At 67.5% G+C, this 15824-nt stretch carries 14 protein-coding genes and 1 tRNA gene; 6 read left to right on the top strand and 9 right to left on the bottom strand.

Going from position 1 to position 15824, the window contains the following annotated elements; translation table 11 throughout:
* Positions 1 to 16: 16 nt before the first annotated feature.
* The gene (radA, locus tag FKQ52_RS08355) at positions 17 to 1381 is read right to left on the bottom strand and encodes a DNA repair protein RadA (protein WP_141626761.1); all 1365 of its coding nucleotides are present in this window, start codon (positions 1379 to 1381) and stop codon (positions 17 to 19) included.
* Between the two features lie 80 nt (positions 1382 to 1461).
* Between radA and FKQ52_RS08350 the strand changes: the two genes are divergently transcribed.
* Positions 1462 to 1791 (top strand): hypothetical protein, encoded by a 330-nt coding sequence (locus FKQ52_RS08350; protein WP_141626760.1) that lies wholly within the window; start codon positions 1462 to 1464, stop codon positions 1789 to 1791.
* A 9-nt stretch (positions 1792 to 1800) separates the two neighbouring features.
* On the opposite strand, the gene FKQ52_RS08345 is transcribed toward FKQ52_RS08350, so the two are convergent.
* The 3 genes from FKQ52_RS08345 to FKQ52_RS08335 form a co-directional block, all read right to left on the bottom strand.
* Positions 1801 to 2754: an NAD(P)-dependent oxidoreductase gene (locus FKQ52_RS08345; protein ID WP_141626759.1), complete on the bottom strand. Its 954-nt coding sequence runs from the start codon at positions 2752 to 2754 to the stop codon at positions 1801 to 1803.
* 227 nt (positions 2755 to 2981) lie between these two features.
* Complete coding sequence (alr, locus tag FKQ52_RS08340; RefSeq protein ID WP_141626758.1) at positions 2982 to 4019, bottom strand: alanine racemase; 1038 nt, start codon at positions 4017 to 4019, stop codon at positions 2982 to 2984.
* Positions 4020 to 4066: 47 nt separating this feature from the next.
* Positions 4067 to 5149, bottom strand: a complete 1083-nt coding sequence (locus FKQ52_RS08335; RefSeq protein WP_141626757.1) for an ABC transporter ATP-binding protein — start codon at positions 5147 to 5149, stop codon at positions 4067 to 4069.
* Between the two features lie 299 nt (positions 5150 to 5448).
* Between FKQ52_RS08335 and FKQ52_RS08330 the strand changes: the two genes are divergently transcribed.
* The 3 genes from FKQ52_RS08330 (at position 5449) to FKQ52_RS08320 (ending at position 9438) form a co-directional block, all read left to right on the top strand.
* Positions 5449 to 6612 carry a hypothetical protein gene (locus FKQ52_RS08330; protein WP_141626756.1) on the top strand — a complete coding sequence of 388 codons (1164 nt, stop codon included), beginning with the start codon at positions 5449 to 5451 and terminating at the stop codon, positions 6610 to 6612.
* A 111-nt stretch (positions 6613 to 6723) separates the two neighbouring features.
* Entirely contained in the window at positions 6724 to 7284 is a 561-nt protein-coding gene (locus tag FKQ52_RS08325) for a biliverdin-producing heme oxygenase (RefSeq protein ID WP_141626755.1), read from the top strand.
* 12 nt (positions 7285 to 7296) lie between these two features.
* Complete coding sequence (locus FKQ52_RS08320) at positions 7297 to 9438, top strand: histidine kinase dimerization/phosphoacceptor domain -containing protein (RefSeq protein ID WP_141626754.1); 2142 nt, start codon at positions 7297 to 7299, stop codon at positions 9436 to 9438.
* Here FKQ52_RS08320 and FKQ52_RS08315 read toward each other — a convergent pair whose 3' ends face one another.
* The 4 genes from FKQ52_RS08315 to FKQ52_RS08300 form a co-directional block, all read right to left on the bottom strand.
* Positions 9439 to 11517 (bottom strand): DEAD/DEAH box helicase, encoded by a 2079-nt coding sequence (locus tag FKQ52_RS08315; protein WP_141626753.1) that lies wholly within the window; start codon positions 11515 to 11517, stop codon positions 9439 to 9441. It lies immediately after the preceding gene.
* A gap of 216 nt (positions 11518 to 11733) precedes the next feature.
* A tRNA-Val gene (locus FKQ52_RS08310) sits at positions 11734 to 11808 on the bottom strand.
* A 76-nt stretch (positions 11809 to 11884) separates the two neighbouring features.
* The gene (locus FKQ52_RS08305; protein WP_141626752.1) at positions 11885 to 13174 is read right to left on the bottom strand and encodes a dicarboxylate/amino acid:cation symporter; all 1290 of its coding nucleotides are present in this window, start codon (positions 13172 to 13174) and stop codon (positions 11885 to 11887) included.
* Positions 13175 to 13266: 92 nt separating this feature from the next.
* Positions 13267 to 14019 carry an SDR family oxidoreductase gene (locus FKQ52_RS08300; protein WP_141626751.1) on the bottom strand — a complete coding sequence of 251 codons (753 nt, stop codon included), beginning with the start codon at positions 14017 to 14019 and terminating at the stop codon, positions 13267 to 13269.
* 105 nt (positions 14020 to 14124) lie between these two features.
* On the opposite strand from FKQ52_RS08300, the gene FKQ52_RS08295 reads away from it, so the two are divergent.
* Both FKQ52_RS08295 and FKQ52_RS08290 read left to right on the top strand, forming a co-directional pair.
* Complete coding sequence (locus tag FKQ52_RS08295; RefSeq protein ID WP_141626750.1) at positions 14125 to 14532, top strand: helix-turn-helix domain-containing protein; 408 nt, start codon at positions 14125 to 14127, stop codon at positions 14530 to 14532.
* Between the two features lie 40 nt (positions 14533 to 14572).
* On the top strand, positions 14573 to 15076 hold the full coding sequence (locus FKQ52_RS08290) for a hypothetical protein (RefSeq protein WP_141626749.1): 504 nt from the start codon (positions 14573 to 14575) through the stop codon (positions 15074 to 15076).
* Here FKQ52_RS08290 and FKQ52_RS08285 read toward each other — a convergent pair.
* The gene (locus FKQ52_RS08285) at positions 15069 to 15764 is read right to left on the bottom strand and encodes an HAD-IA family hydrolase (RefSeq protein WP_141626748.1); all 696 of its coding nucleotides are present in this window, start codon (positions 15762 to 15764) and stop codon (positions 15069 to 15071) included. The genes FKQ52_RS08290 and FKQ52_RS08285 overlap by 8 nt on opposite strands.
* Positions 15765 to 15824: the final 60 nt, after the last annotated feature.

Genomic DNA, 15824 nt, shown 5'->3' with positions numbered 1-15824 from the left:
ACCCGGACGTTCAGTCTCAATAGCGGTTTTGCGAGATTCGTTCGACCGCTTCGCTGAGTCGGTTCACCGCTGTGACCTTTACGCCCTTGTCCTTGACGGTCAGGACCGGCGACAGGGCCTGATCGAAGCCCAGCTTCTGGGCCTCGCGCAGCCTTGCCTCGGCGCGGCCGACGGCGCGGATTTCGCCGGACAGGCTGATTTCGCCGAAGACGACGCAGCCCTGCGGCAGGGGCATGTCCATGGCCGAGCTGATCAGGGCCGACGCGGCGGCCAGATCGGCGGCGGGTTCATTGATCCGCAGGCCGCCCGCGACGTTCAGATAGACGTCCTGATCGCCGAAGCTGATGCCGCAGCGCGCCTCCAGCACAGCCAGAACCATGGCCAGGCGACCGGTGTCCCAGCCGACGACCGCGCGGCGGGGCGTGCCGTAGGCGGATTTGGACACCAGCGCCTGCATCTCGACCAGCACGGGGCGCGAGCCTTCGATGCCGGCGAAGACCGCCGCGCCCGGCGCCCGATCCTTGCCCTCGCCGAGGAAGAGGGCGGAGGGATTGCTGACCTCGCGCAGTCCGCCGTCGCCCATCTCGAACACCCCGATCTCGTCGGTGGCCCCGAAGCGGTTCTTGCCCGCGCGCAGGATGCGGAAGGGATAGCCGCGCTCGCCCTCGAAGCTCAGAACCGCATCGACCATGTGCTCGACCACCCGGGGACCGGCGACCTGGCCGTCCTTGGTGACGTGGCCGACCAGAATGACCGCCGGGCCGCCCGACTTGGCCAGCCGCACCATCTCGCTGGCGCAGGCCCGGACCTGGGTGACCGAACCCGGCCCGGCCTCATGAACGTCGGACCAGAGGGTCTGGATCGAATCGACGATGACGATGTCGAATTTCTCGCGCTTCAGCGTGCCGAGGATGTCGCGCAGGGCCGTGGCCGAGGCCAGCTCGACCGGCGCCTTTTCAAAGCCCATGCGGCGGGCGCGGGAGCGGATCTGCTCCACCGCCTCCTCGCCGGAGATATAGGCGACGCGGCGCCCGGCGAGGGCGGCCCTGGCGGCCACTTCCAGCAGCAGGGTCGACTTGCCGACGCCGGGGTCGCCGCTCAGAAGCAGGGCCGAGCCCGGCACCACGCCGCCGCCGCAGACCCGGTCGAACTCGGTGACGCCGGTGACGATGCGCGGGGGCTCGGGCGTGTCGGACTGCAGCGTCTCGAAATTGAGGCCCTTCGCCCGGCTGGTCGCGGCGGGCTTCAGCGCGCCGGGCGGAGCCGAGCGGCTCTCCTCGACAATGGAGTTCCATTGCCCGCAAGCGCTGCACTGCCCGGACCATTTGCCGTGCACCGCCCCGCAGGACTGACAAACATATATTGCGCCGTCTCTAGCCATGGGGTTGGCTTACAGGAATCGGCGGGGCCGGGGCAGGGTGCCTCGAGAGCCATACGTCCAAAAATGACGCATAGGTTCCCATGTCGCTTCAGACCTTCATGATCCTGTTCGGCGTGACCTGGGTCATCGCCATGGCCTATAGCCTCAGCGCCGTCCGGCTGATGTGGCGGGTGCGGACCCTGAAGAAGGACGGACGGGCGACCGCCGCGCCTGACCCGCTGACGAATTCGCTTGAGGTGTTCGGTTTCATCGGCTGGCTGCTCGGCGGTCGCTACCCGGAGCTGGGCGACGAGATTGTCACGCGTTGGGCGGGGATCGCGCGGGTTCTGTTCCTCATCGCCGCGCCGATGATCCTCGCCGTGTTCGCCATCGCCCTGACCCAGCAGGACGCCCTCAACGCCCAGTTCTGACCTGCCGGGTCAGGCGGGCCTGGCCCGTTCGCGCAGATACCAGTCCGCGGTTCTGGCGATGCCCTCCGCCATGCTGACGCGGGTGCGGCCGCTCACCCGGTCGATGGGGCTGACGTCGTAGACGTACTCGGTGAGCATGTTGTCCAGCCGCTGGCTGGTCAGCGGGAAGCGCACGCCGCGACGGGTCATGGCGTCGCCGGCCCTCGCGAGGCCACGCGCGAGCGGCTCCGGCAGGGTGGGGATGGCCTTGTGGAAATGCCGGGCGAAGCCGCCGGCCCATTCGCGCAGGTCGATGGGCTCGCTGTCCGCCAGATAGAAGGTGCGACCGGCGACCTGCTCCGCGGGCGCCGTGGCCAGCGTCTCCAGCTGATCGACCAGGTTGTCGATGTAGGAATAGGATTTCATCAGCGGGCGTCCGCCGACATGGAAATAGAGCCCCTTGCGGATCATGCCCAGAATGGAGGCATAGTGGGGGCTCATGCCCGGCCCCCAGATCGTGGTGGAACGAAAGATCACCCATTCCTTGCCGCCACCGGAACGGGCGCGAACCATCTTTTCGCCCACGACCTTGCTTTCGCCATAGCCGCCTTCGGGGAAGTAGTCGGTGTCGGAGGCGGGCGGTCGGCCCGGCTTGCAGACCAGTTGTGATGACGCCCAGATCACCCGCCGAACCGTGGGCGAGCGCTGGACCTCGTCGAGCAGGTTGCGCACCCCGACCGTGTTGGCCGCATAGCCGTTGACAGCCTCGCCCTTGAGATCGGTTTCGGCCGCCAGATTGTAGATGACATCCGGGCGGAAGGTCTCAAGCGCATGCCGGATGGTGGCGGGATCGAGCAGGTCGCCCGCGATCGAGAACGGGCGGGGTTGGCGACTGAAGCCGCAGACCTCATGCCCAAGTCCGCTGAGATGCTCCATCAGAGCCTTGCCGACGAAGCCCGAGCTACCGGTCACAAGCACACGCATCTGTTTCCCCGATCACGCGAGAGGCGTTCTCGCTTGAGCGGGCTCAACTTGCGGGGGAAGCTCGGGTTCCGTGTGCTCGAGTATTAATTCTCTATGTCCGGTTGCTTACATAACAAGCTGTGCAGTCAGCCCAGAACTGACGGCGATTAAATGATCCGACAACGTGCCTGACTTCTGTAAGCTTGAGTTTATTGGAAATAGTTGTGCGGTTATCCGGGGGTCGTCCGCTACCCGACGTAGAGGCGCGGAACTCTCACCGTAACCGAGGTCAGCAGCTCGTAGCTGATGGTGCCGGCGGCGGCGGCGGCGTCATCCAGCAGACGGTTGGCGCCGTACAGTTCGACCCTGTCGCCGACGGCGACGTCCAGATCGCCGATGTCCACGGCGCAGACGTCCATCGACACCCGTCCGACGATCGGCCGCAGGGCGCCGCCGACGAAGACCTGTCCCCCGGGGCTGTAGCTACGGAGCAGGCCGTCCGCATAGCCCGCCGCGCAGGTCGCTATGCGCGTCGGGCGGACCGCATGGAAGCCGCGCGAATAGCCGACGGTTTCACCCGCCGGGACATCCCGGACCTGCAGCACCTCCGCTTCCAGGGTCGCGACGGCCTTGATGCGGGGATCGGGGCGGCCTTCCGGGCCGCCGCCGTAAAGGCAGATGCCCGGACGCAGGGCGTCGAAGGCGTAGGCGGGGCCGAGGAAGACCCCGCCCGAGTTGGCGAATGAGCGGGTCGCGCCGGGATACCGTTGCGCGGCGGCGGCGAAGGCGTCCCGCTGGCGGGCGTTCATCGGCTCATCGGGGTCGTCGGAACAGGCCAGATGGCTGAGCACCAGATCCAGACCGTCAAACGGCTCGGGCGCGTCCCCGGGACGGAAGCCCAGACGGTTCATGCCGGTGTCGATCTGCAGGCCGCAGGCGCCGCCGTTCGCGGCCCGCCACTCGGCCAGCTGGTCCGGCGTGTTCAGCACGGGGCGCAGGTCCGCCGCGATCAGGCGGGCGGCATGGCCCGTCAGGCAGCCGTCCAGCACATGGATCACCGGCTCCGGCCCCAGGGCGCTGCGCAGGGCCTCGCCCTCGGCGGCGCGGGCGACGAAGAAGGTGCGGGCGCCCTCGGTCATCAGTCGCGAGGCGCAAGCGATCGCGCCGAGGCCGTAGCTGTCGGCCTTCACAACCGGGTGCACAGGCACGCCGCCCACGGCCTCAAGGGTGTGGAAGTTGGCGGCGAGCGCGTTCAGGTCGATGGTCAGCGTGGCCGGGGAGGGCATGGCTCCATCTGTAAGCCCGCGCTTGTGCGATGCAACACGCCTTCCGCCTACAGACGGTCGAAAGCGGTTCCGGAGGCGTCGAACAGGTGGGCCTGACCGGCGGGTACGGCCAGCGTCAGGGCCTCGCCGGTCTTCGGCCGCACGTCGCCGGGCAGCTGAAGCGTCAGCGCCGTGTCACCATAGGCGGCGTAGGCGAAGGTGGCGTGACCCAGGGTCTCGGCGAAGGTGACCTCGGCCTTGATGTCCCCGGCCTTGCCGCCGCTGGTCAGGTGTTCGGGACGAATGCCGACGGTGACGGCGTCTCCGGCCTTGGCGGCGGAGGCGTCGACGGAGACCTTCAGGGTGTCGCCCAGCGCCGTTTTCACCGTCGCGGCCTTCGCGGTCGCGGTGACGATTTCGGCGGGGATCAGGTTCATCTTCGGGCTGCCGATGAACTCGGCCACGAACAGGTTGCGGGGGCGCTCGTACAGCTCCATCGGCGCGCCGACCTGTTCGATGATCCCGCTGTTCAGCACCACGATCCTGTCCGCCAGCGTCATCGCCTCGACCTGGTCGTGGGTGACGTAGATCATGGTCGTCTCCAGCCGCTCGTGCAGGCCGGCGAACTCGTAGCGCATCCGCACGCGCAGGGCGGCGTCGAGGTTGGACAGGGGCTCGTCGAACAGGAAGACCTCGGGCTCGCGCACGATGGCGCGACCGATGGCGACGCGCTGGCGCTGGCCGCCGGACAGGGCCTTGGGCTTGCGCTCCAGATAGTCGGTGATGTTCAGCGTTTCGGCGGCGGCGCGCACCCGGCGGTCGATCTCGGCCTTGTCCGCCTTCGCAAGTTTCAGCCCGAAGGCCATGTTTTCATATACGCTCATGTGCGGATAGAGCGCGTAGGACTGGAACACCATGGCGATGCCCCGGTCCGACGGGGACAGGTCGTTGACCGTGCGCCCGCCGATGGCGATCTCGCCGCCCGACGCCTCTTCCAGACCGGCGATGGTGCGCAGCAGGGTCGACTTCCCGCAGCCCGAGGGGCCGACGAAGACGACGAACTCGCCGTCCGCGATCTCCAGATCGATTCCCTTCAGCACCTCGGTCGTCCCGAAGCGCTTGGTCACGCCGGTCAGCCGGACGTCAGCCATGTTTCCTGCCCATTACAAAACTGGTCGGCTCGCGGCGTTGCCCGCCGTCTGAACCCTTCAAATGCCAGCGTAAACGGTTACAGCCCCGGATCAATGGCCGCCCCGATGTGGACGCGAGTTCATTGGCCATCCCCGGTGGGTCTCGCTAGACGAGCTTTGCAGTTGATTCATTTTCGGGGGAAGCAGTGCGTAAAGTTCATCGGGGTCTTTCGGCGGTTCTTCTGGCCGGTTTCGGCGCGCTTGCGACCAGTGCGGTCGCCCAGGACGCGTCTTCCGACTTTCCTGCGCGCCTTGCCCGGGTGATCACGTCTGTGGAGGTCAATGCGGACGGTCTTTCAGGCGCGGGCGGGCTGGTCCTTTCCGAGGCCGTCGCGGGCAGCCGCTATGTTCTGATCGGCGAGACCCACATGACGCGGGAAATCCCGGAGCTCACGACCCGTATCTGTCGACTGATGGCGCCCTCCGGCCTCGACGCCATGGTCATCGAGACGGGCCCGGAAGCGGCTCGTGTCGTCGGTTCCGTCATGAGGTCAGATGACCGCGAGACACTGATGGGCGATTTCCTGACCACGCATCCGGACGCCATCGCCTTCTATCGCGGACGCGATGAGGTCCGGACGGTGGGCGATTGCGCCGCCGCCGCCGGACCGGACTTCGAGTTGTGGGGACTGGATCAGGAATTCCTCGGCGCCAGCGGTCATCTGCTTGAGGAAATGCTGGCCGCGAACCCGGGTCCGCTCACCCGCGCCGCCCTGACGGGTCTGGCCGCGAAGGAGCAGGAAGCGACCGCCGCCGCGCTGGCCTCAGGATCACCGGGCGCGCTGTTCCTGCTCTCCGCCGCGCAGGATGACCTTGATCAGGCCGCTGCCGCGATCGCGCAGGATGGTGGCGCGCGCGTCCAGTATCTGTTCGGCCTGCTGACGGAAAGCCGCGCCATCTATCAGGCGTCGCAGGCGCGTCAGGGCGATCCGAACGGCCGCCGGGCGCGACTGATGAAGCGCACGCTCGCCGCCCGTCTGGCCGAAAATCCTGACGCACGGGTGCTGATGAAGTTCGGCGCCTGGCATTTGTACAAGTCGCTCAATCCGCTCAATCAGCGCGACATCGGCGCCTATGTGGCCGAGCGGGCCGAGGGGGAGGGCGTCACGGCTCTGCACATCATGGTGGCGGGGGCGAGGGGCTCCTACGCGGGGTATGCGGGCGTCGGACGACCGACCTCCGAGCGCGCCTTCGATATGGACTCCGAGGACGCGGACTGGCGCAAGGATGTCGTCCTCGCCCGGCCGGGCGATGCGGCGCCGGGATCGTGGATGCTGGTTGATCTGCGGGCGCTCCGGGCCGGGGGGCTGTCGAACGTGCCGGAGGACTGGCGTGACTTGGCGCTGGGCTACGATATCGCCCTGCTGGCCCCGACCTTCACCGCGACCAGCGTGCTTGGAGGGGGCGAGGCGGCGGCGCGCTGATCCGGGCGAGCCCGGGACGTTCCACGCGTGAGCGGCTCGGGTCCGGCCAGCGATCAATCGTTACGCACGGGGTGACACCGTCGCGGGGTCTGGTAGGGACAATGGATGCCCGTGTCGCCCGTTGTCCAGTCCCTCCGCGCGGCCACGGCCGATATTCACAGCGCGATCGAGACGGAGGCGGACGTCGAGCGCCGGCTACGGAATCTGGCCGAACGTCCCGAAATGGTGGGCCAGTTTCTGGTTCTGCACAGGGCCGTGGAAGACGCCATCGCGCCATGGCGGTCGGCGTTCGGGGCGGAAGGGTACGAACCTGACCGTCGCTCGCCGCTGATTCTGGCCGGGCTGGACGCGCTCGGCGCGCGCCCCCCCGAGCATCGGTCAGCGGCGGCCCTGCCGACCTATGGCGAGGCCATCGGCTGGGTCTATGTCGTCGAGGGTTCGATGCTCGGCGGCCGCGTCATGCGCAAGGGCATGATCCGCGACAGCATACCCCTGACGGGGCTTGAGTTTCTTGATCCGTGGGGCGATGAAACCGGATCACGTTGGCGCGCGTTCATGACGCTGATGGAGACTGTGTGCGCTTCGGGGCGGGCGATGCAGGATGATATCCTGAAGGGCGGAACGGACGCGTTCGATCTTGCTTTCAGACTTCTGGTTCCACCTGCCCGATAGAAGTTCGAGTGCATGACCGACGCCGCGGGGGTTGAAGACCGGCTTGATCTCAATTCCTGCGACCGGGAACCGATCCACATCCCGGAAGCCATTCAGCCTCATGGCCTGCTGCTGGTGCTGGACGGCTCTGATCTGACGGTCACCCGTGAGGCGGGCCGCATCAAGCGCATTACGGGACACGACAGCTGGATCGGCCGGGCGGTTCAGGGCCTTCTGGGTGAGGTCATCACGACCCGTCTGCAACGGACCGGGGCCGGAACGGACGGTTTCGTCGGGCGCTGGCGCGGGGCGAACGGTCTCGACTATGACGTCATCGCCCGCCCGCACGGCGAGGTTCTGATCGTCGAAATCGAGCAGAGTTCGCAGGGCGCGGAGCCGGGGATCGAACTGATCAGCCGGCTGGACGCGGCGGGCGCGGCGTTCGAGCGCGCGACCAGCGTGCGTGGGGTCTGCGAGAGCGCCGCCGCCGCCTTCCGGGCCCTGACCGGTTTTGACCGGGTGATGATCTATCGCTTCCTCGACGATGAGGCGGGGCAGGTGGTGGCGGAGTCCCGCTCGTCCGAGGTCGAGTCCTTCCAGAACCACCACTTCCCGGCGACGGACATTCCGAAGCAGGCGAGGGCGCTGTACCTGCGCAATCCGGTCCGGGTGATCCCCGACGCGACCTATCAGCCCGAACCCCTGCGCCCGGCGGCGGATCGGCCGCTGGACATGAGCGACTGCGGCCTGCGCAGCGTGTCTCCGGTGCATCTCCAGTATCTGGCCAATATGGCGGTGCGGGCCTCGGCCTCGGTGTCGATCATCGTCGACGGCGAGTTGTGGGGGCTGGTGGCCTGTCACAGCGCCAGACCCCAACTGCTGCCCTATGAACTGCGCATGGCCTCGACGACGCTGGCGCGGGGCCTGGCCCGCCAGATCAAGGCGAAGGGCGACGCGGAGCTGTATCGGGAACGCATGCGCCTGCGCCATCTCGAGGACGAGCTGATCGGCCATCTGTCGGCGGACCGCCCGCTGGAAGACGCGCTGGCGGACAACAGCCGCGATCTGGCCGATCTGACCGACGCCGACGGTCTGGCCATTGTCGGACCGGACGGCCAGTACCGGTTCGGGGTGACCCCGTCGGAGGCCGAGGTTCGCGATCTGGCCCGGTGGGTGGCGGATCAGCCCGGACTGCGCCCCGTGGCCACCCACGTCCTGTCTCAGCGTCGTCCGGAAGCGGCCGCCTTCGCCGCGCGGGGCAGCGGCCTGCTGGCGGTGCATCTGCAGGGCGAGCGCCCCCTGACACTGCTCTGGTTCCGGGCGGAGATCGTTGAAACCGTGCGTTGGGCGGGTGATCCCTCGACGGCCCGAAAGACCGGGGACGGCGGCGTCCTGACGCCCCGCAATTCGTTCGAGGCCTGGTCCGAAACGGTGCGCGGTCGGTCGCGGCGCTGGACCCCCGCTCAGGTCGAGTCCGCCGGTCGTGTGCGCGACGCCCTGATCGACTTCGCCTCCGTGAGCCAGCTGCGCAATCTGAACCGCTCGCTGCAGGCCTCGCTCAGCGAGCGCGATCTGCGTCTTGAGCAGCAGGAGTTCCTGATCCGGGAGGTCAATCACCGGGTCCAGAACAGCCTGACGCTGGTGTCCTCATTCCTAGGGTTGCAGGCGCGACAGGCGGACCCGGCGTCACAGGCCCAGCTGCTGGAAGCCCGCCGCCGGGTGCGCGCCGTTTCGATGGTGCACAGTCGTCTGTACCGGGCCGAAACGGGCTCCACGGTCGATCTGGAGCGCTACTTCGCGGAGCTGATTGAGGATCTGGGCGCGTCGGTCGGCGCGGACTGGAACGCCCAGCTGGAGCATGACCTGACGCCGGTTTCGGTCGAGGCGGGGCGGGCGGTGACGCTGGGACTGGTCCTGACCGAACTGATCATCAATGCCCAGAAATACGCCTATGACGGCAAGCCCGGCCCGATCCGCATCCGACTGTCAGAGGACGGGCGGAACCTGCGCCTCGCGGTCGAGGACGACGGCAAGGGCGGGCACAAGGCCGGGCAGGGCTTCGGCTCGATGATGATCGAGAGCCTCGTCACCCAGTTGAGCGGTCAACTGGACTACCGCGACGGCGAACCGGGCCTTCATGCGGTGCTGAAGGCCCCGATCACGCTCGAGGGCTGATCAGCCGCGTGGCTTGCCCTTGAAGGGCGGCTTGCCGCCGGGCTTTTTGAAGCCGGGCCTGGGTTTGCCGGTCCACGGGCGATCACCGCCGGACGCGGCGCCGTCGGCGCGGGGCTGCCAGGGCTTCTTGTCGCCCTTCGGCTTGTCGACCCAGGGCTTCTTGCCTTCAGGCGTGGGCGCATCCTTGGTGCGCTTCACCCACTTCTTTTCGCCGCCGTCGGCCGCCGGAGCGTCGGCGCGATCCGTGCGAGGAGCCCAAGGCTTCTTAGGCGCGTCGCCCTCGGCGCGCTCCTCGCGGGCCTTCCAAGGCTTCTTCGGCGCATCGCCGGTCTGACGATCCTCGCGCTGGGCCCAGGGCTTCCTGGAGCCTTCACCTTCAAAGCGCGGCTTGCGGAAGGGCTTGTCGCCACGCTCGCCTTGCGGCTTGTCCCATTTGCGCAGGCTCTTTTCACCGGCGGCCGGAGCCACGGCGTCCTGAATGGTCACGCCCTCGTCGTTCGGCTGGGTCATGGCTGCGCGGAACTTGGCCTCGGCGTCGGCGGTGATCTCGAACTTGGTCTCGCGGTCGAAAATTTTGATCGAGCCGACGTCGCGTTTGGTGACGTGGCCCAGACGGCAGATCAGCGGCAGGAGCCACTTCGGATCGGCGTTCTTCTCGCGACCGATGTTGACGCGGAACCAGGTCATGTCGCCGCCACGGGCGAAGTCGACCAGCGGGCCGTCGCGTTGGCCGCGCTCGTTCACGCCCGTTTGCTGGGCGCGCCTCATGCGTTCGTCGTCCTGCACGTCCTCCGGGGGCGGCAGCTTCTCGCGGTACAGGCGGATCAGGGCGGCGGCGACGTGCTCGGGCGAAGTCCGCTCCAGCAGCTCCTTGCCCATGGCCAGCGATTCCTCGTCGGCCTCGGCCATCAGGATCGGGTCGGTCAGCATCCGCTCGTGATCCTTGGCGCGGATTTCGTCGGCGGACGGGGCGCCCGACCACTCAGCCTTGATCGAGGCCGAGTTCAGCATCATCTCGACCTTGCGACGGCGCGTGTGGCTGACCATCAGGACCGAGACGCCCTTCTTGCCCGCGCGGCCGGTGCGGCCTGAACGGTGCAGCAGGGTGGCCTTGTTGACCGGGATTTCGGCGTGGATGACCAGACCCAGATCGGGCAGGTCCAGACCGCGCGCGGCGACATCGGTGGCGACGCAGACGCGGGCGTGGCCGTCGCGCAGGGCCTGAAGGGCCTCCGAACGCAGCGACTGGGTCAGTTCACCCGACAGGCCGACGACCGAGAAGCCGCGCTCGCGCAGGCTGGCGGTCAGGTGCTTCACCCGCTCACGGGTGTTGGCGAACACCAGGGCGCCGGGGCTTTCGAAATAGCGCAGGACGTTGACGACGCCGTGCTCGATCTCGTGCGGGGCGATGCGGATCGCCTTGTATTCGATGTCGCCGTGCGAGGCGTTCTTGACGACCGTGTCGATGCGGAAAGCGTCGCGCTGGTAGGTCTTGGCCAGTTCGGCGATATCGCGAGCGATGGTGGCCGAGAAAAGCAGGGTGCGGCGCTCGGCCGGGGCCTGATCCAGAATGAAGGTCAGGTCTTCCTGGAAGCCCATATCCAGCATTTCGTCGGCTTCATCGAGGACGACGGCCTTCAGCTCGGACAGGTCCAGCGCATCGCGCTCGATGTGGTCCTTCAGGCGGCCGGGCGTGCCGACGACGATGGCGGCGCCCCGGTCCAGCACCCGGCGCTCGGCGCGGGGGTCCATGCCGCCCACGCAGGTGGCGATGCGGGCGCCGGTGTTGGCGTAGAGCCATTCCAGCTCTTTCGACACCTGCAGGGCCAATTCGCGGGTCGGGGCGATGATCAGCGCGGCGGGGGCGCCGTTGTCGGCGAATCGCTCGGCGTCGCCCAGCAGGGTCGAGGCGAGGGCGAGGCCGAAGGCGACGGTCTTGCCGGAACCGGTCTGGGCCGAAACCAGCAGGTCACGGCCCTGTTCGGCTTCCAGAACCGCGGCCTGGACGGCGGTGGGCTCGGCATAGCCGCGTTCGGAAAGCGCGCGGTCAAGCGCGGGATGGCTGGCTGGGAAGGGCATGGGCAGGGTCCGTAGGGCGCCAACGCGGCGCACGCCAGCCTTTCCGGCGGGCGAAGGGCGGGGCTTGTGCGCTGCAATAAAGGCGGAAGCGCGGCCCCGCTAGCAGGGTTCTGCCGAATTCTGAACGGCGTCGATGGACGGGGACCGTCCGGGCGGGGCCGCGCGCGCGGTGATCCTGCGCCCGCCGGTCGTGTCGGTTCATGATGTGAGGAGAAATGGTGGATGTGACAGGGATTGAACCTGTGACCCCCTCGGTGTGAACGAGGTGCTCTCCCGCTGAGCTACACATCCATCTTTCGGGCCCCGAAGGCCGTGCGCCGTCCGGGGAGGCGGGGGACATAGCCCGACCTCCCCGATGGTGCAAGCGTCAGATTCCGGAAGCCTTCACCGTCTCGGGAGATTCCGCGTCGGGATCGCCCGGCAGCCAGGCCACGCGGCCGTCATAGACATCCTCGTTGAGGATGTTCTCCTCCTTCGCGACCAGCACGGGGACCAGCATCTGGCCGGTGACGTTGGTCATGGTGCGCATCATGTCGATGATCCGGTCGATGGCGACGATGTAGCCGATTCCATCCAGCGGCAGGCCGGCGGTGGCCAGGGTCAGCGTCAGCATGACGATGGAGGTGCCGGGCACGCCCGCCGTGCCCAGCGAGCCCAGAACAGCGGTCAGGCCGATCAGCACATACTGGGTCAGGCTGAGGTCGATCCTGAAATACTGGGCGATGAAGATGGCCGCGATGGCCGGATAGATGGCGCCGCAGCCGTCCATCTTCACACTGGCGCCCAGCGGAACCGCGAAGGCCGCATAGGCCTGCGGCACGCCGAGGCGCTCGACGGTTTGGCGCAGGGTGACCGGCAGCGTGCCCAGCGAGGAGGAGGTGGCGAAGGCCGTCTGCATGGCCGCGAAGGCGCCGCGGAAGAAGCTGCGCACCTTCAACCCGTGCAGCTTCAGCAGGCCGGAATAGACCACCAGAATGTGGAAGGCGCAGGCCACATAGATGGCGATGATGAACTTGCCGAGCGGCAGCAGCGCCTCCCAGCCGTAGCCGCCGACGACCGATGCGATAAGGCCGAACACGCCGATGGGGGTCAGCTGGATCACCCAGCGGGTGATGCGGAAGACGACGGCGGCGCCTTCATCGACCAGCCGCCGCACGCCCTGCGCCCGGTCGCCCAGCGCCACCAGCGCCGCGCCGACCAGCGCCGAGAAGAAGATGATCTGCAGCACCTTGCCTTCGCTCAGGGCGGCGAAGGGGTTGGTGGGGACGATGCCGATGAGCACCTCCAGCGGCGTCGGGATTTCCCGCTCGCGCACCGTGCCCAGCGGCAGGTCGCTCAGGCCCAGGCCGGGGTTGATGATGTGGGCGACCGCGAAGCCGACCAGCACGGCCAGCAGGGAGGTGATGGCGAACCACACCACGGTCCGCATCGCCAGACGGGCCGCGCCCACGCCCTCGCCCAGCTTGGCGATGGAACTGGCGATGGTGAACAGCACCAGCGGCGCCACCACCATGCGGATCAGGTTCAGATAGACGTCGCCGATCGGTCCCAGCCAGGTCTCCGCATGCTCCCGCAACAGCAGACCCGCGAGAATGCCGAGCGCGAAGCCCGCGGCGGTGCGCTGCCAGAGCGGGATGGCGAAGAGGCGACGGAGCATGGGATCAGCCTTGGGGAGGGCAGGGCCGACGAAGATGTGCGCCGCCGCGCCGAACCGCAACCGTCGCGGCTGCGATCCGGCGTTTCAGGCGATCAGTGCGTGCCGTCGTTGAGGATGGAATAGACCCTGGCGTAGTCGCCCCGGGCCTCGGCGCCGCGCAGGAACTTCACCCGCTCGACCAGAATCTCGTCCACCCCGCCGGCCTCGAACAGCGACAGGCTTTCGGCGGTGAAATCGGCCAGCGGCATGGAATTCGGGTTGGCGGCGTGGCCGGGCATCAGGTCGGTGGCCACGGCGGGCGGCGCCCATTCCAGCACCTCGACGGAGGTGCCCTTCAGTTGGGTCCGCAGAGACTGGCTCCACGAATGTATGGCCGCCTTGGTCGCCGAATAGGTGGGGGTGGCCGTGAGCGGCACGAAAGCCAGACCCGACGACACGGTCACGACCGTCGCCCTCGGCTTCGACTTCAGGTGGGGGAGCAGGGCGGCGGTCAGCCGGATCGGCCCCAGCAGGTTGATGGCGATGGTCTGTTCGACGACGTCGAGGTCGATGGCGTCGGCGGTCAGATCCTCGGCCTGCATGATCCCGGCGTTGTTGATCACGACGTTGAGGTCGGGGTGGGCGGCGATGACCCGGTGGGCGAAGGCGGTCACGTCGGCGGCGTCCGCGACGTCCAGCGTCTCGACCGCCATGCCGGGATTGGCGGCGGCGACGGCCTCGAGCGCGTCACGACGGCGACCGGCGATGATGACCCTGGCGCCCCGAGCATGCAGGGCCTCGGCCAGGGCCTTGCCGATGCCCGAGCCGCCGCCGGTGATCAGGATGGTGTCGTTGCGGGTGTCCATGGGAGTGCTCCTTGGTCTGGAAGTCCGATGGGCGATGATCTATACCTGATACTCTCCATCAGAAAGTAGGCACCTGAACGTGCTATACTTACCGAAAGGAAAGTCATGCCCGCCCAAGGTGCTCCGGCCCACAGTCGTCCCGACCATCCGCCGCTCGATCCGCGGGTGGAGGCGCTGGTCAACGACGTGATCGGCCGGGTCGCGGACAAGTGGACGATGATCGTGCTGGAGGTGCTGACCGAGCATGGCGAGCTGCGCTTCACGCGCATCGGCGAGCTGAGCGGCGGCATCAGCCAGAAGATGTTGACCCAGACCCTGCGTCAGATGGAACGCGACGGCCTGCTGATCCGGACGGTTCACCCTGTGATCCCGCCGCGCGTGGAATACCGGCTGACTGATCTGGGCTTCACCCTGTCGGAGGCCTTCTGCGGGGTCTGGCTGTGGGCCGAAAAGAACCTTGATCGTATCGAGAGCGCGCGTCAGGCATTTGACGCCGCCAAGTCGGCGGGTTGAAGTCATGTCAGGCGAGCGTTTAACGGCGTTTGTGTCGGCTATGCTTGAGGCCGAGAACGATGGAAACAACTACGCGGCTATCGCACTCGGGCTGACGCTTCCGGATATTTGCGGCTCCATAGACCAGCCCGGGAATGGGAAGAGCCAGCAGCGCTATATAGCGTGGTGGGATGCTTACCCAGGCGCGTACTTCAACGAGTTGTTTTCAGACCCGGCTGATCCGGGGCTTATCTCGGGAGTTGATGCCTGGGCTCTGAGGTGCGCGTTTTTGCATTCGGGCCAAGACAGACCGTCTGGCAGCAAACCGGCGAAGCGAGTTCGCTTCATTAGCGAGCGGATCGGAAGCGCCGGCAGCGATGCCGTCAACGGCGTCGTCTATGTCGCCGTGGATCTTTTCGTCAGGGCTGTGCAGCGCGGTGTGGAGCGGTGGCTGGCTGACAGATCGGGCGACGAAGACGTCGGTGACCGGTTGCAGCAGCTTCTGCAGATCATGTCTCCGGATGAGTTCTACGATCTCATCATAGATGCGGTCGCGATCAACTAGCCGGATTGTGGGTCACGGCGGCAAGAGCAGTTTCGATTTCATCGAATCGGTCGATCAGCACCGTGCCGCCCAGTTCGGCGGGCGGGATCGGGCTGTAGCCGAAGGTGCAGACGATGCAGGGCAGGCCCGCGTCGCGCGCCGCGCCCGTGTCCGGGGCCGCATCCCCGACCATGATCGCCCGCGCCGGATCGCCGCCGGCCATGCGCACCGCCTCGATCAGATGCGCGCCCGACGGCTTGCGGGCGCTGACCTTGTCCGGCCCGACGATGGCCGCGAAATGCCGGGTCAGGTCGAGCTTTTCCAGAAGGATTTCAGACAGGTCCGTCCGCTTGTTCGTCGCCACGCACAGGACGGCGCCGCGCGCCGCCAGCCGCTCCAGCGTCTCAACGACACCCGGAAACGGCTTGGAATGGTCGGCGATGTGTTCGACGTAGTCCGCCAGAAACGCCTCGAACAGGGCCGGGGCGTGGGCCTCGTTCCAGCTCGCGCCCGCCCGCTCGAACCCGTGCTGCAGCAGGGCTCGCGCGCCGCCGCCGATCAGCTCTGACGCGCTTTCCATCGGCGCCTCGGGCAGGCCGTGCTTCACCAGCATGCGGTTCAGGGTGCCGACCAAATCCTCGTGGGTCTCCACCAGCGTCCCGTCCAGATCAAAGGCGACGGTCCAGCCTTCGAGGTCGCGCGTTGTCATGGCCCTGTCTCCCGTCGCCGGTTCGGATGGTCTAAACCTTGGGCCTGACTATCGACCGGA

The sequence above is a fragment of the Brevundimonas sp. M20 genome, assembly GCF_006547065.1.
Classification (GTDB): Bacteria; Pseudomonadota; Alphaproteobacteria; order Caulobacterales; family Caulobacteraceae; genus Brevundimonas.
The sequence above is the reverse complement of the archived record's forward strand: the minus strand, read 5'-3'. Positions and strand labels throughout refer to the sequence as shown.

Bases quoted from the DNA above. Each gene is read 5' to 3' on its own strand.
- FKQ52_RS08295 (WP_141626750.1), top strand. From the start codon at position 14,125: ATGCCCGCCCAAGGTGCTCCGGCCCACAGTCGTCCCGACCATCCGCCG.
- alr (WP_141626758.1), bottom strand. From the start codon at position 4,019: ATGCCCTCCCCGGCCACGCTGACCATCGACCTGAACGCGCTCGCCGCC.
- FKQ52_RS08345 (WP_141626759.1), bottom strand. From the start codon at position 2,754: ATGCGTGTGCTTGTGACCGGTAGCTCGGGCTTCGTCGGCAAGGCTCTG.
- FKQ52_RS08335 (WP_141626757.1), bottom strand. From the start codon at position 5,149: ATGGCTGACGTCCGGCTGACCGGCGTGACCAAGCGCTTCGGGACGACC.
- FKQ52_RS08305 (WP_141626752.1), bottom strand. From the start codon at position 13,174: ATGCTCCGTCGCCTCTTCGCCATCCCGCTCTGGCAGCGCACCGCCGCG.
- radA (WP_141626761.1), bottom strand. From the start codon at position 1,381: ATGGCTAGAGACGGCGCAATATATGTTTGTCAGTCCTGCGGGGCGGTG.
- FKQ52_RS08315 (WP_141626753.1), bottom strand. From the start codon at position 11,517: ATGCCCTTCCCAGCCAGCCATCCCGCGCTTGACCGCGCGCTTTCCGAA.
- FKQ52_RS08350 (WP_141626760.1), top strand. From the start codon at position 1,462: ATGTCGCTTCAGACCTTCATGATCCTGTTCGGCGTGACCTGGGTCATC.
- FKQ52_RS08300 (WP_141626751.1), bottom strand. From the start codon at position 14,019: ATGGACACCCGCAACGACACCATCCTGATCACCGGCGGCGGCTCGGGC.
- FKQ52_RS08285 (WP_141626748.1), bottom strand. From the start codon at position 15,764: ATGACAACGCGCGACCTCGAAGGCTGGACCGTCGCCTTTGATCTGGAC.
- FKQ52_RS08290 (WP_141626749.1), top strand. From the start codon at position 14,573: ATGCTTGAGGCCGAGAACGATGGAAACAACTACGCGGCTATCGCACTC.
- FKQ52_RS08320 (WP_141626754.1), top strand. From the start codon at position 7,297: ATGACCGACGCCGCGGGGGTTGAAGACCGGCTTGATCTCAATTCCTGC.